The sequence below is a fragment of the Flavobacterium sp. GNP002 genome, from assembly GCF_054343795.1.
The window spans coordinates 1449456-1465455 of record NZ_JBTGUW010000001.1 but is presented as its reverse complement, the minus strand read 5'-3'; the positions used below and the strand labels follow the sequence as shown (position 1 = coordinate 1465455).

Annotated in this window: 10 protein-coding genes and 1 tRNA gene; 6 read left to right on the top strand and 5 right to left on the bottom strand. The window is 33.3% G+C overall.

Annotation, left to right across the window (positions count from 1 at the left end; translation table 11 throughout):
• Positions 1-51: 51 nt before the first annotated feature.
• The 5 genes from ACXX80_RS06400 (at position 52) to ACXX80_RS06380 (ending at position 8935) form a co-directional block, all read left to right on the top strand.
• Positions 52-3273, top strand: a complete 3222-nt coding sequence (locus ACXX80_RS06400) for a type ISP restriction/modification enzyme (protein ID WP_458552490.1) — start codon at positions 52-54, stop codon at positions 3271-3273.
• Between the two features lie 75 nt (positions 3274-3348).
• Complete coding sequence (locus ACXX80_RS06395; protein WP_458552489.1) at positions 3349-4662, top strand: hypothetical protein; 1314 nt, start codon at positions 3349-3351, stop codon at positions 4660-4662.
• Positions 4663-4843: 181 nt separating this feature from the next.
• The gene (locus tag ACXX80_RS06390) at positions 4844-6742 is read left to right on the top strand and encodes an SIR2 family NAD-dependent protein deacylase (RefSeq protein ID WP_458552487.1); all 1899 of its coding nucleotides are present in this window, start codon (positions 4844-4846) and stop codon (positions 6740-6742) included.
• 88 nt (positions 6743-6830) lie between these two features.
• Positions 6831-7775, top strand: a complete 945-nt coding sequence (locus ACXX80_RS06385; protein ID WP_458552485.1) for an SH3 domain-containing protein — start codon at positions 6831-6833, stop codon at positions 7773-7775.
• A gap of 65 nt (positions 7776-7840) precedes the next feature.
• The gene (locus ACXX80_RS06380; protein ID WP_458552484.1) at positions 7841-8935 is read left to right on the top strand and encodes a Fic family protein; all 1095 of its coding nucleotides are present in this window, start codon (positions 7841-7843) and stop codon (positions 8933-8935) included.
• A gap of 245 nt (positions 8936-9180) precedes the next feature.
• Here ACXX80_RS06380 and ACXX80_RS06375 read toward each other — a convergent pair.
• From ACXX80_RS06375 to ACXX80_RS06360, 4 genes are all read right to left on the bottom strand, one after another.
• Positions 9181-9267, bottom strand: a tRNA-Ser gene (locus tag ACXX80_RS06375).
• Between the two features lie 61 nt (positions 9268-9328).
• Entirely contained in the window at positions 9329-10357 is a 1029-nt protein-coding gene (locus ACXX80_RS06370; RefSeq protein ID WP_417992292.1) for an asparaginase, read from the bottom strand.
• Entirely contained in the window at positions 10347-11483 is a 1137-nt protein-coding gene (locus tag ACXX80_RS06365) for a 1-acyl-sn-glycerol-3-phosphate acyltransferase (RefSeq protein WP_417992291.1), read from the bottom strand. Before ACXX80_RS06365 ends, ACXX80_RS06370 begins: the two co-directional genes overlap by 11 nt.
• 65 nt (positions 11484-11548) lie before the next feature.
• Positions 11549-12316: a TatD family hydrolase gene (locus ACXX80_RS06360; RefSeq protein ID WP_458554083.1), complete on the bottom strand. Its 768-nt coding sequence runs from the start codon at positions 12314-12316 to the stop codon at positions 11549-11551.
• 168 nt (positions 12317-12484) lie between these two features.
• Here ACXX80_RS06360 and ACXX80_RS06355 point away from each other — a divergent pair, with 168 nt between their 5' ends.
• Positions 12485-12925, top strand: coding sequence for a retropepsin-like aspartic protease (locus ACXX80_RS06355; protein WP_458552482.1), 441 nt, complete (start codon positions 12485-12487; stop codon positions 12923-12925).
• Between the two features lie 58 nt (positions 12926-12983).
• On the opposite strand, the gene ACXX80_RS06350 is transcribed toward ACXX80_RS06355, so the two are convergent.
• Complete coding sequence (locus tag ACXX80_RS06350) at positions 12984-15872, bottom strand: T9SS type A sorting domain-containing protein (RefSeq protein ID WP_458552481.1); 2889 nt, start codon at positions 15870-15872, stop codon at positions 12984-12986.
• Positions 15873-16000 lie beyond the last annotated feature (128 nt).

Below are 16000 nucleotides of genomic sequence, written 5' to 3'. Positions count from 1 at the left end.
TTATTAAAGGGATCACTGCATGTAAAAAATCAAACAATAAAAATTCGCTACATGACCATTGAACAATACATTACTAAAATAAATACTTTATTTCAAACAGGTAACGCACGAGAACACTCCTACCGTGGGGATTTGCAGAATCTTTTAATGGCCATTTTACCAGATGTTTTAGTTACAAATGAGCCCGCTAGAGTGGCTTGTGGCGCACCTGATTATGTATTGACACGTAAAGACATTCCTGTTGGGTATGTAGAAGCTAAAGATATTGGTGTAGATCTAAAAGATAAAAAACTCAAAGAACAGTTTGAGCGATACAAAGCGGGTTTAAGTAATTTGATATTTACAGATTACATGGATTTCCATTTTTATAAAGATGGTGAATTTGTTATTAAAATTGAAATTGCTTCTTTAGAAAATGGAAGCATAATAGGTAAACCCGAAAACTTCGACCAGTTTAAAAACTTGATTAAAAACTTTGCCGAAACCATATCGCAAACCATTAAAAGCCCCACAAAGCTGGCGCAAATGATGGCCGGTAAAGCAAAGTTAATGGCCGATGTTATTGAAAAATCTCTAATCAATGATGATGAACACAACAACCGTTCGCAACTAAAATCGCAAATGTTGTCGTTTCAGCAAATGCTAATTCATGATATCGACAATAAGGCTTTCGCCGATATTTATGCACAAACCATTGCTTACGGAATGTTTGCCGCTCGTTATCACGACCCAACATTAGAAAATTTTTCACGAGAAGAAGCTGCCACGCTTATACCTAAAAGCAATCCGTTCTTGCGAAAATTATTTCAAGATATAGCAGGTTATGACTTAGATACGCGCTTGGTTTGGATAGTAGATGAATTAATATCTATTTTCTTGGCTAGTGATGTCGAAGATATTATGAAGAATTTCGGAAAAAGCACCAAGCAAGAAGATCCTGTGGTGCATTTTTACGAAACCTTTCTAGGAGAATACAATCCAGCCTTACGTAAAGCTCGCGGAGTTTGGTACACGCCACAACCTGTAGTAAATTTTATAGTGCGTGCCGTAGATGATATTTTAAAAACCGAGTTCAACTTACCACAAGGTTTGGCCGATACGAGCAAAATTAAAATCAAGAAAAAAGCCGTTACGCAAACTGGTGTAGGTGCTAAATCTAAAATTGTAGAAGTAGAAACCGAAGTTGAAGTTCACAAAGTTCAAATCTTAGATCCCGCTACCGGAACGGGAACCTTTCTTGCCGAAGTGGTTAAACACATTCACAAGAAATTCAAGGGGCAACAAGGCATTTGGAGCAAGTATGTTACTAACGATTTAATACCGCGCTTGAATGGTTTTGAGTTATTAATGGCCTCTTACGCCATGGCGCACCTGAAAATGGATATGCTATTAACCGAAACAGGTTACAAACCCACCGATGACCAACGTTTTAAGATTTTCCTAACCAATAGTTTAGAAGAAGCCCACCCCGACACTCAAACCTTATTTAGCTCATGGCTTTCTGACGAAGCCGACCAAGCCAACGCCATAAAACGCGATGCACCCGTTATGGTTGTCATAGGGAATCCGCCGTATAGTGTGAGTAGTACAAACAAAAGCCCCTGGATAGAAAGTTTAACAGCCGACTATAAAAAGGATATGAAAGAGCGAAACATACAACCTCTTTCAGATGATTACATAAAATTCATTCGTTTTGGACAACATTTTATTGATAAAAACGGGAGTGGTGTTTTAGCTTATATTTCTAACAATAGTTTTATTGATGGTATTATCCACCGCCAAATGCGAAAACATTTATTAGAGAGCTTTGATAAAATTTACATTCTCGATTTACACGGTAACGCCAAGAAAAAAGAAGTTTGTCCTAATGGTTCACCTGACCAAAATGTGTTTGACATCATGCAAGGAGTTTCTATTAATTTATTTGTAAAAACAGGAAAGAAAAAGAAAAATGAATTTGGAGAAGTACTGCAGTTTGATTTACAAGGAAAAAGAGAACTAAAGTATGAGTATTTAAATTCAAATTCTTTAAATGATATTGACTGGGGAAAAGTTGAACATTTAAGTAACGATTTACTTTTTAAAGTACAAGATAACAAACAATTAAAATTCTATCAAAATAATTGCTTTGGAGTTAATGATTTATTTGTAATTGGCGCAAATGGAATTAAAACAGAAAGAGATAATTTGACAATTCAATTTCAAGAATCCCCTTTAGAAAAAATAAAAATTGAGATAGTTGAACTGGATCCTGAAGCATTTCGTAGTAAATATAACTTAGAAAAAGATGGTAGAGATTGGAAAATAAGCACAGCTCAAAATGACATAAAAAATAACCCAAGTACAATAACCAATGTACATTATCGCCCTTTTGATTATCGAAAAACAATTTACACCGGTAAATCAAAAGGTTTTCATTCTTATCCAAGACATAATATTCATCAACATATCATAAATAAAAACAATTTTAGTTTAGTTCTAGGGAGACAAGGGCAAGCAGTCGGTTCAATGCCATGGAATTTAGTTTATATTAATAAAGATATATTAGATTCCAATATGTTTTATAGAGGTGGTAATATGAATTTCCCACTCTACCTATACCCAGAAAAAACCGAGCAGCCAAGTTTATTAGATGAAGTGGTTCGCACGCCTAATCTTAACATGGAAATTGTTTACAAAATATGTAATGATCTGTTGATGAAATTTTCGCCTGAAAAGATTGAAAGTATGCAATCGGATCTTTTAACGCCAATTGACATACTTGATTACATCTATGCAGTATTACACAGTCCAACCTACAGAGAGAAATACAAAGAGTTTTTAAAAATTGATTTTCCAAGAGTTCCTTATCCTACTGATATTAAAAAGTTTTATGAGTTAGTAGCATTAGGTGGCGAGTTACGTCAAATCCATTTACTAGAAAGTGACACAGTAGAAAATTACATCACAGAGTATCCCGAAGATGGCGACAACATTGTAGGTAAACCAAAGTACGAACAACGCAACTTCGTGATGGAGAACGACACTATAAACCATAATGATACTACCGAACCAATGGGGCGCGTGTACATCAACGACACACAATATTTTGACAATGTTCCCGAAGTAGCTTGGAATTTTTACATAGGTGGCTACCAACCCGCTCAAAAATGGCTCAAAGACCGCAAGGAAAGAGAATTATCCTTTGAGGACATTCTGCATTACCAAAAGATTATTGTGGCGCTAAGTGAGACCGATAGGATTATGAAAGAAATTGATAAGATTGAGATATAGATGGAAGAACATTATTATTGCCTCGATATAGAATTTCCAGGGGTCGACTTCGACGTTTTTTATATAGAAAGTCAAATGAAAATCGAGAAAGTTCATCATGCCCATTTGTACTCAAAAAAAGATGAAATTGAACTCAGATTTTTTTATGAGGACAGCAGTTATTTTGGGGAAAAATTAGGAGAGTGGCTAAGAGAGAACAAAAATATAGGTACTTTCATGAAAGTAAATCTTACACCAAATGAGAGAAACGACAGTTTGCAAAAAATAGATCTTTCTGATTCTAAATGGCTTAGTTTTTCAGTTAGTACGGGATATTACGAAGACGTTAATAAATATGTAATTATAAAAATCGATACAGTAAAATTCTATTGGGAACCTAATCCCGCTAGAAAAAATTCAGCAGAATTTTATTTAGACGATAAAGGTTTTAATGTTGTCAATTCTTTTTACGGTTACCTATCACCTAAGGAATACTCGGGATATAATGAAGATTTTATGATAAATCGAATAAATGATTCTAAAAATTTTTACAAACTTGGTCAATCGCTCTTTCGTCCAGAGTTCTATTTTCGTTTAGAAGACAGTGAAAGAGGACGAACTGCTACCATTACAAAAGAGCCAAAAATTCAATTTGAATATCCTGAAGGAATAACAGAAGAGAAATCTATTTTATATGGAGAGGTTGTTTTACTAGTAGCTTCATTTTATCATCACATGCAAATTGATTTTAGATTTCGTAGAATGTTTTTACCAGATAGTACAATTACTATCAAAAACATAGAGAAAAAAAATTATACCGAAAGAAATCGAAATCTATCATCCTTCGGAATTAATGGTCGCTTTAAGGACTTTCTAAATAAGAGCTGGCAAGAAGAAACTTTAAAAAACTTTCATTTACTTTCAAAAGCAGTTACATTATTTAATCAATCACTTTTAGTTGATAATTCTTCCGCTTTTTTAATCCGTTATAACATTATTGAAATTTGTGATAAACAACAGTTTAAAAATGAACATTTCACCACCATACTTAATAAAGAACAAAAAAAAGAAAAAAGAAATAAAGCGTTAGAGATACTTTTGGAGATGATCGATCCAAAGGAACATGCGCTGTTTAAGGATCACTGGCAAAATTCACAAAAAAATTTAGGCTATAAACCAATGAAAAATCAACTTGTCGCATTTTTAGAAAGTCAAAAATTAAATCCAAAAAATTTTTCAGTGAGTATTAATGATTTAAAGAAGTTAAGAGACAATGTAACGCACGGTAGGATAGACAAAATAGATAAAGAACAACTTAAAGATGCAAATGCATTGTTATATAGGATCAATGGCATACTAATTCTAAACCTAATGGGAATTAATGACTGGAAATTTGAAAACGCGCATTAATAAATTGTAGTCAATAATTTAATCGTTGACATGTTTGTCTGCTAAAAATGGTTTAAATACCGCAAGAAAAGAGAATTATCCTTTAAGGACATTCTACATTACAAAAAGGTTATTATGGCGCTGAGTGAGAGCGATAGGATTATGAAGGAAATTGATAAGATTGAGATTTAATTTTTTATGAATGGAAAAAGAAAGACTTTTTGAATTAATAAGGAAAGAGGAAGTACTGCTATTTGCAGGCGCAGGCTTTTCCATGTATGCTGGATATCCTTCAGGCAAGGAATTAGCCAAAAAAATACACAACAAGCTCACTCCTAATCAACAGGATGAAATTGAACTTACATCCAATTTACTACAAGTAACTGAAGATATCTATAATCTTAAAAACGGTAGTAAAAACTTCCTAATTGAGATTTTAAAGAAAGAGTTCCAGAAAGAGCCCAGTAATACTGAAACACATACCATACTAGCTAAAATACCACAAATAAAAACTGTGATAACTACCAATTATGATGATCTTTTTGAAAGTACAAACAAAAATTTAGAAGTAATTCGAAGAAGTTCAGATTATCCTATTATCGATCCAAAAAAGCAGCTATTATTTAAAATACATGGTGATCTATCGGACACAAAAAACATCATTCTTACTAACTCTGATTATAATAATTTTTTTATTGAAAATAAAGCAGAGACCGTTTTTTGGACCGCTGTAAAAGATCGATTAGCATCAAACCACATTTTATTTGTTGGTTACTCTCTAGAAGATTCCAATATTATGGTGATGTTCAATAAAATTTTACGTGAATTGGGTGATCATGGCAAAGAACTTTTCTTCGTATCACCATCTATTAACTCATCTAAAAGAAAGTTTTTAGAAAGATCTAAAATTAATTATATTGAAAGCACAGGTGAAGACTTGATTAAAGAGATCTACGAAGATTTAAAATTAAATTATATTCCAGGTCTGACGAAAGGTAATGGAACCGCAGACACCGCATTTACATTTGGGCAATTAAATAAAATTGACTTACAAATTAGTAAACATAAAGATTCTCTACAAATTGACAAATTATCTTCATTGCATGGTTTAGGAAAAACTGAAATAAAGTTTAATCTTGAATTACCAGACGACAAAAAGGATAGAATATTAGATGCTCTCAACGGTAAAAATTTTGATGATGTCATTATAGATTCAGAAATAATTAGAGAGTTCAGCCATTTTTTCAATGGTTTTCGAATTTCGGATGAAAACAATGTAAAAAAATTCTTGGTGAAAAAAATCCCAGATATCCATGGTGACTTTGAATTTGTTTTTGAAGATGGTTTTGAACTTGACAATTATAAGATGGATATTTTTATAATTAATCCAGAAGAAAATAAATCAGAAATAAAAATTGTTTTTATTGATTTTACCATAAATATTGAAATCATTTTTAAAGACGACGGAACGCAATATAAAATTGAGATCCTTCCAAAGAAACTCATTTCATCTGTAAAAAGTGGTTTAAATTTTTACAATATAGTTTCAAGAATTACTAATAGACAGTCTTTTAAACTCTTTAAAGAAGACAAACTTTTTTATACCTATAATAATAAAATCCAATTTGACGAAAATAATTTTAATGAGAAATTTCTTTTAGATTATTTTAAGAACTTAAAAAAAATTGAGCAACATTATAATGTGAAATTCTCTAATATAGACTGTGATCATATAAATGAAAATATTGTTGAAAATGTATTAGCATATGTTGAAAAACGAGCCCTTAAAGTTAAATTTGATGGACTTACTTTAAAAGATTATGACCACGAACAAGTGCAGCACATGCTTACTGCACCGGAAAATGAATTGGCACTATTTTATTCAAAACCAGAAATATCAAGTTATAATTTGCACAATTTAGATTTCAGTATAGGCTTTAAACATCATATTATTATGGATGCTTACATAGCCAACAAACAAGATATTCTGAGCAAAAAAACTAGAACCATAAAACTAAAGAGTAAATCAAATTCAATGCAAATTCAATATAGCGACGAGAAAAACATTATTTCAAATCAAAATGATTCTGAACAGGAATAAATATTAGTTTGAAGTAAAAAATTAAATATTTAAAATGAACTCTTTTTTTAAAGATAATTAGAATTAATCCAATTACAATTTTGCGTTTATGAAAAATACGTTTGATAAATTTAATAACGGTAACATGATTGCACAAAATTTCTATAAAAATTTGGGAATAAATAACACTTTTAATCAAATGTTGGAATCTCATACTTTATTGAATAATTACGCCGGAATATCTTTTAGTCAACAACTAATGAAAGGTGTTAACAATCTTTATAAAAATTTTGCTGGTTTTGAATCCCTTTCAAGAACCTTACAGATACAAGCGAATTTATATCAGGTTCCTTATTCTTCATTGGAAGCTTTTACGGAAATAATTCATGTGCAAAAAGTTTTTTTTGATGATTTAAAAGGTCTTTCTAAAGCAATTATTGAAAGTCAAATGCCATTTCTAAATCAAGTAAATAACCTAGAATTTGCAATGACTGGAATTTCAGAGCAGATATTAAAAATTGCTACCCATCATAGCAATTGGCAGTTAATCAATGATTTTGAAGAAATAAATGAGCAGGCTTTTGATTTAACCATTAATTCTGATGAGATATTTATAGAAGAAAATGTAAAATTTCAACAGCTAATTGATACTGTTTTTGAGTTTATTGAAAAGAACAAGCATTTAGGAAAAAAAGCTTACAGCTTCTTAAACTTGATCGTTCTTCTTTATGGAGTATATCAAATTTATGACTCGTTTCAGACAAAACCAAAAGCTTTTACTAAAGAAGATATGGCAAAATTTGAATCAAAAATATTTAAAGCAATCGAATTAAAGTTTAAAGAACATAAAGAATACCGTGTTACAAATCGTATTTCTAAAATTATGTTTAAACCAAAAACAAAAACTATTATTATTGTAACGTTACCGCAAAATTATCAAGTTACTATCTTGAGCACTAATCACAAATGGGCTTTTATTAGCTATACTAACCCCAAAGACAATTTAATGGAAACAGGTTGGGTTATGAAGAAGTATTTAGATAAGATCAAATAAAAAAACTAATTTTGAAGCAATAATATCTTACAGTGTAAGCCTTTTTAATTACCAACAAGAATACCATGAGCAAGTTTAAACTTCCTATATTACCTTTTGAACAAGATGTAGAAACTAAAGTAGTCCTAAAAAAACTAGCCTTAGCACATCGAGCTCTTGCTGAACTTAATGGAGTTGCCGAGACAATCCCTAATGAAGTTATTGTATTAAATACTTTGTCATTACAGGAAGCAAAAGATAGTTCTGCAATTGAAAATATTATAACGACACATGATGAATTATTTTCAAGTGACAGTATTGCGCAACAATTTGCAAGTACAGCTGCAAAAGAAGTTTTTAATTATGCCACCGCTTTAAAGGAGGGTTTCAAGTCGGTTCGTGAAAATAAAATCTTAACTAGCAATCAAATTATAGAAATTCAGGGTGTTTTAGAAGAAACAAAATCAGGCTTCAGAAAACTTCCAGGAACAGAATTAAAAAATGGTCAAACTGGTGAAGTAGTTTATACCCCACCTCAAGTACATGAAGAAATAGTAAACCTGATGCGTAATTTGGAAATTTTTATTAATGATGATGAATTAACCGATTTAGACCCATTAATAAAAATGGCTATTATACATCATCAATTCGAAAGTATTCATCCATTCTACGACGGAAATGGCCGCACGGGCAGAATAATCAACATTCTGTACCTTGTAAAGGAAGATCTACTTCATCTACCTATTCTATATCTAAGTAGGTATGTTAATCAAAACAAAGCTAATTACTACCATCTATTACAAGAAACTAGGATAACTCAAGATTGGGAACCTTGGATTCTTTTTATGCTTGAAGCAGTTGAACAAACCTCTATTCAAACAACAGCAATTATTCGAGGGATAAAAAAACTAATGATGGAGTATAAAAAAGAAATCCGTTTAAACTTGCCCAAAATTTATTCTCAAGATTTGATCAATAATTTGTTTAAACATCCATACACAAAAATCGATTTCATTGTTGAAGACTTAGGTATTACCAGACAAACAGCTTCAAAATACTTGGATCAGTTAATAGCATTAAAACTGATTACTTTACATAAAATAGGCAAAGAAAACTTTTATATAAATACTGCGCTTTACGAATTTTTACAAAATGCTCCACAAAAACTCAAGTTCAAATAATTCAATTTTGTTGACACGTTTGTCTTGTCATGTTAAAAGAAAAGAAAAAAGTTAACACGTTACAATAGTCATGTTAAACAAATCGATAAAATGTAACTTATTTAAATAGCTATTACTATCCCTTTAAAACACAAAAAAACCAACTGAAGCAGTTGGTTTTTTATTTAAAACTTCGTTCAAATATTGTTTTCTGGGTGTAAAACTGGGTGTAAAATTCGTAAAACACTGAAAATCAAATGATATCGCAGAGAGGATGGGATTCGAACCCACGATGCAGTTACCCACATACTAGCTTTCCAGGCTAGCTCCTTCAACCACTCGGACACCTCTCTATTTTATTTGAGGTTGCAAATAACAATAAAAAAAATGAGTTAGAAAAGTAAAATCTAACTATTATGCTATTTCTCCTCGCAAAGAAGTTTCAAAAATAGTTTTAAAGTCTTTTTGATCAATTTTTTGGCCTAGCAGATACATTAACTTAGTGATTGCCGCTTCAGTTGTGATATCCTTTCCGGAAATCACTCCAATTTCTTTCATACCTGTACTAGTCTCATATTGCCCCATGCTCACGCTTCCGCCGGAGCATTGTGTTACATTGATGATGTGTAAACCTCTAGCAATTGCTTTTTTCAATAAGTTCAAAAACCAATCTTCAGTAGGTGCATTTCCGGCTCCATACGTTTCTAATACAATTCCTTTTAGATTTGGAATATCAAAAATCGCTGCCAAAACTGCTTCGCTGATACCAGGAAACATTTTTATGATAGCCACATTATTGTCTAAATTTTTACGAACCTTGAACGCATCGCTCTCATTTTTAGCCAAGAATAATTCTGGATTCAATTTTAAATGTACACCAGACTCTACTAATTCAGGATAATTTGGAGAAGTGAATGCTTTGAAATGTTCCGCATTTATCTTTGTAGTCCTGTTCCCTCGATATAATTTGTACTCAAAATAAAGACACACTTCGCTGATAACTGGTTCATCATTTTCTCGTAAAGATGCAATTTGAATGGCAGTAATTAAGTTTTCTTTGGCGTCCGTACGTAAATCTCCAATGGGTAATTGAGATCCGGTAAAAATTACGGGTTTCGATAAATTTTCGAGCATAAAACTCAGCGCCGATGCCGAATAAGACATGGTATCTGATCCATGAAGCACCACAAATCCGTCAAATGAAGTGTAATTATCCTCAATAATGGTAGCAATTTTAGCCCATTCTTCAGGATTCATATTCGAGGAATCAATAGGATTTTCGAAAGAAATGGTTTCTATTTCACAATCAAGTTGTTTCAACTCTGGAATGCGCTGTAACAATTTACTAAAATTGAAAGCTTTGAGCGCTCCCGTCTCAAAATCTTTTCTCATCCCGATTGTTCCTCCGGTATAGATTAAAAGTATTCTGGCTTTATACAACATCGTGGTATTTTAATTTATTGAAAACTGGATTGGCATACATCGCCAGAAAACCGTCTAAGGCAACTGGATTGTCATGATCAATTCGCATTTCAAGTCTACGTTCGAATAATGATTTTTCATTTTCGGTGTATAAATGAGCAAAGCGACTGGTCTTGTTAACAATATCAAACGCAATGAAATTTGTTGGCCATAATTTATAATTACTCAATATAGCATCATCAATTACTTGTGCCAAAGCTACTATTTGCTTGTTTGAACTGTCATTTTCTGTTTTTATGGCTTCAATTTCTGTATCTAAAACTTTGCCTACGTGAATATGAATTCTTTTCTTTTGTCCCAATGCACCGCTAAGAATCGTCATGAAATCTTCATTTTTCTCTTTAACGTATACTTCATTATTGGCTTCAGCCATTAATTGAGGCATTTTCAAAGCATCAGTAGGATCGTATTCGTATGAAATAGAAACCGGTACAATTTTTATTTTCTTAAAATAGTCCATCAAGTTCTTTTCATCAGAACCCATTCCAAGCATTTTCAAAACACCAGGATTAGTCTCGTCATTCCCATCTTTAGTCCTTCCCTCGCGTTGTGCAATCCAAACGGAACGGTTTTCATGAAGCAATAAATTCCCAATATATTCTGCCAATAACTTTGAGCTTTGCAGCATTTCCCTTGGCGTTAAGCCACGTTGTACGAGAAAGTTCCGGTTCAGTTTTGCTAATGTATTCAAAAAAGCTTTTTTGACTAAATTATCACCAATCGCTGAAGCAGTCATCACTAAACCGTGCTCAAACAAAGCCGTATTCAACAACGTTGTATCTAAAAGGATATCGCGATGATTTGATATAAATAAGTAAGAAGTATTAGGTTCTAAATTTTCAAAACCGGAAGTCGTCAAGCCTTCGGAGCTTTTTTCCAATACTTTTTGGACCGATTGGTAAATGAAATTACACTGAAAATCACGAATAGAATGCGTTTTGCGAAGTTGTTCTTTCCAAACTTCATCCGCAACATCCGGGAAAGTAAAATTCATCAATGCTTTCATCATGGGATGATTAACAACATTCTGAAGTGCTTCGTTTATTTCGGAATCATAAAATGGCCGAATAGCGTCAAATTTCTGCATTTTGGTTCTCAATTTTTGTGTGGGCAAATGAACAAAAAAAATATCAAAATAAGGTAAATTCTACTTTAAATCCCAAAAATAGCTTTAGAATTCTCTGTGGTGATTGCCGCAATTTCATTTGCCGAAAGGCTATAAATTTGCGCTAACTTATCTACTACATTAACAATATAACTACTTTCATTTCTTTTTCCTCTAAAAGGGATCGGTGATAAATAAGGAGAATCCGTTTCTAGAACTATGTGTTCTAAATCAATTTGGTTCAGGAACTGGTCGATTTTTCCATTTTTAAAAGTCACTACACCACCTATTCCCAGCTTCATGTTATACGAAATCGCTTGTAAAGCCTGCTCATAAGTACCTGTAAAACAATGAAAAATACCAAATAAATCATCTGATTTTTCTTCTTCCAAAATTTCAAAGATTTCATCAAAAGCTTCTCGGCAATGAATCACAATTGGCAATTTGTATTGCTTGGCTAATTGAATTTGCTTTTTGAAAGCGATTTGTTGCTGAGGCAAATGGGTTTTGTCCCAATACAAATCGATTCCAATTTCGCCTACCGCGTAGAATTTTCTTTTCGCCAATTCACTTTCCACATGTTGCAATTCCTCCAGATAATTGTCTTTTACATACGTTGGGTGCAACCCCATCATCAAGAAAACATTATTGGGATGGTTTTTCTCTAATTCATACATCGATTGGGTGCAGGTAGAATCGATTGCGGGAATAAAAAAACGCGAAACACCGGCGTCAATAGCGCGTTGTATCATTTCGTTTCGATCTTGATCAAATTCCTCTGAGTATAAATGGGTATGTGTATCAGTGATTGTTATAGTTGCTTCCAAGTGTAAAGTTTAAGTGTACAAAATTACAAGAATAAAAGTTGTTGAAAAAATGGTTTTAAAAAGATTCGCATAGAAAAATAGATTCGTACAATTCCTTCACTAACTCCATGTATCTTTGTAAAACAGAAAAAAATGACTGAAATAAATTCCGCATAAATGAAGAACCTCCAAGATATTCTTAAAAAAGAAAACTACAAAAAAATAAAATTTAAGATTACTAAAACACAGCATCTTTTGATAAAAGCAAAAATCAATGGTGTGATAGGGAATTTTATTCTGGATACAGGAGCTTCAAATAGCTGCGTAGGATTTGAGAGTATTGATTTGTTTTTATTAGACGCAAAAAAATCAAAGACAAAAGCCTCAGGTGCTGGCGCCACCGGAATGTTTACCCAACTAGCTTTAAAAAATCAATTGCAACTTGGTTCTTGGAAAGATTCCGATTTTGAACTCGTTATTTTTGATTTGTCTCACGTTAATGAAGCTTTACTGCAACACAAAGCAAAACCAGTTCATGGAATCATTGGCGCTGATATTTTAATGAAAGGAAAAGCGATTGTGGATTATTACAATCATTATTTGTATTTGTTGAAATAAAAGAAAAGAGCGTATCGAAAATCGATACGCTCTGCTTCAACTACAAACCAAAACAAACTTATTCTTTAACCATTTTGGTGGTGGTTACTTTTCCATCTAAAACTGTTTTTACAATATAAACTCCTTTTGAAAGTTGACTTGTTTGAATAGTTGTGGAATTACTTTTTGGGCTTTTGACTAAAACTTCCTGACCTAAAATAGTGTAAACACTAACTTTTTCGATGGCACTATTGGCTTCAATTGTAAAATAATTAGTAACCGGGTTTGGATACATTATCACTTTTGAAATTTCAAAATTAGCAACACTTAAATTAGCAACTGTTTTACTGAAATAAACGTTATCAATATAAACCGTTCCGGCTGGTGCTCCAGATAAGACTAACTGAGCAATATGTGCTTTGGTAGTTAAACCTGTAAAATCTGATAAAGGAATATCATAACTATTCCAACCAGATAATGTTGGGGTACGCGTCACTTCAAACTCTACATCATCGCCCCCTTGATACACTCCGTTTGCACCAAAATCAACTAATTTAACTCGGAAAGCTGTTAAATCTGGCGTCCACACATCGATATGAAAATACAACATTTGAGTCGCATCTATTGTTCCGTTAACATCTACTCCAAAATAACTTAAACTAGTATATTTTTTAGTATCATTTCCAGCAATCTGGATGTCTGTCAAAGTACTTCCTGATGACCAATCCGTTCTCCACGTGGTAACAGGAACATTCGTGTAGGCATTGCTGAACATAGAAATAACATTAGATGCGGAAACTGTAGGCGTTGGCGCAGCAATAGTTGGCTCTGTTGGCGCAACCACAACCGTTGATTTATAAAAATAAAAGTTATCCAGATAAACCGTTGTCCCTGCAGGAACTGATGACAAACTCATTTGAAAAACGGTAGCGAGGTTTATCCCAGGAAAATTGGTAGCATTTAATACTATATCAAAACTATTCCAACCTGCTGCGATAGTCAATGTTACACCCGCTTCAACAGGACCTTGATTGATTAGATTAATTTTTACAGATGTTGCACTTGAAGACCATAAATCTACGTGCATTTTTGTCATATTCGAAAGATCAAAAACTTCAGTACCTGGCAAGGTAACCCCTTGATAGTTGAAATTTGTTAATTTTATTGTGTTGTTACCCCCAATAAGTTCTTCGGTAACATCCGTAGACTGCCCCCAACATTTACACCAGTCACCCGCTTTATATACAGCATAAGCATCACTAAAGATTGATTTAACATCCAAAGCATCTCTTACAGGAGGCGTTGGAGCGGCTACGCTTGGAGAAGTTGCAGCAACAGGAGCGGCTATTTTTGCAGAAAACGTAATGTTATCTAAATAGCAAACATGATCTGCTGTTCTTGTTGTCCCTTCAGGAATAAAATCAGGAAATACAATAATTTGATCTATTCCTGTGGAAACTCCTTCTCCTATTTTTCCTGCAAAATTAAATGTCAATTCTTCCCATTCATTAATTTTAGTATTGGTAACCGTGATTTCACCTGTAGAACCGCCATCAGGGCGTGCCAACTTAATACCTACTTTGCTGATTACATCTTTATAGACCATCATTTTAATCGTACTATTGGTTTCATTCAACGTAAACGTTCCAATACCATTTGTACCAGAAGCATGAGTCGTTTCAAAACCAGTATACCACGCGCCTGCAACCAGTGCTGTAAACTTAGCTGCTGTGTTTGAAGTGTTCATTCCTGTTTTATTAGGATTTGCTGCTAACAAAGAAGCTGTTGAACCTCCCGATGGATTATCAAAAGAAGTCAAAACCCAAGTAGAACCATATTCACCAGTTTCAAAAGTAACGGGTGCATAAGGAGCTGCAGGTGGCGGAGCAACAATAGCAACCTTATTAAAATAAACATTATCTATAAATATTGTTCCTGCAGAACCCGAGAAAACAAACTGTGCAATATGTGCTTTTGTCGTCAAACCAGTAAATTGGGAAAGCGGAATTTCTAAACTGTTCCAACCACTTAAAGTTAAGGTGCGGGTGATTTCAAACTCTTTATCATCACCGCCTTGATACACGCCATCAGCTCCAAAATCAACTATTTTAATTTTAAAAGTTGTCACATCCGGAGTCCAAACATCAATATGAAAATTAAGCATTGCTGAAGCATCAATTTTATTGGCTTCAGTAATTACTCCAAAATAACTTAAATCCGTGTACTTTTTAGTATCATTTCCAGCAATTTGAATATCAGATAAAACATTCCCAGATTGCCCCCAATCTGCTCTCCAATTGTCTACTGGAACATTTGTGTAAGCATTGCTGAATAACGAAATAACTTCTGTGGATGCGACAGTTGGTGTTGGCGCAGCAGCCGTTGGTAGAGTTGCAGCAGGTTTTGCTAAAAAAGTTACGTTGTCAAAATAAGTGGTCGTTTCAGCAGTTCTGGCATTGAAATCTAAAAAGAATATAATCTGATCGATATTGATGGTTTCAAACAAGCCTATTTTTCCTGAAAAATCAAAAGTCAGTTCTTCCCATTCATTAATTTTAGTATTAGGCACTTTAACTTCCTGTTGTGCGCCACCATTCCCTATTGCAAATTTGATTCCTACATCACTAATAACTGATTTATAAACCATTATTTTGACAATACTGTTGGATGCGCTCAAGGTAAAAGTTCCAATGCCATTGAGTCCCGAAGCATGAGCCGTCTCAAATCCGGCGTAAGGAGCAGCTCCTGAAGTAGTACTGCCAGCTATAAATTTTCCTACTGTTGCTGAGTTATTGATTCCTCCTGGGAATGGATTAGCTACTTTGGAATATCCAGCCCCAGTTCCATTTTCAAAAGTTGTAAAGGACCATGTTGAACCGAATTCTCCGTTCTCAAAGGTAATTGGTGCATTTTGTGAGTATCCAATTGAAAAAAGCAAAAGGAAAATGATTAAAGTAAAGTTCTTCATAATATTGAGTTATAAGTTGTTCTCAAATTTATGAAGGTATTGTGTTGTGATTTAAAATGATACCTATCTAAAAACTATACAGTACCACAAAGAAATTTTACAGATAGAAACTGCCGGAAATCCTACTA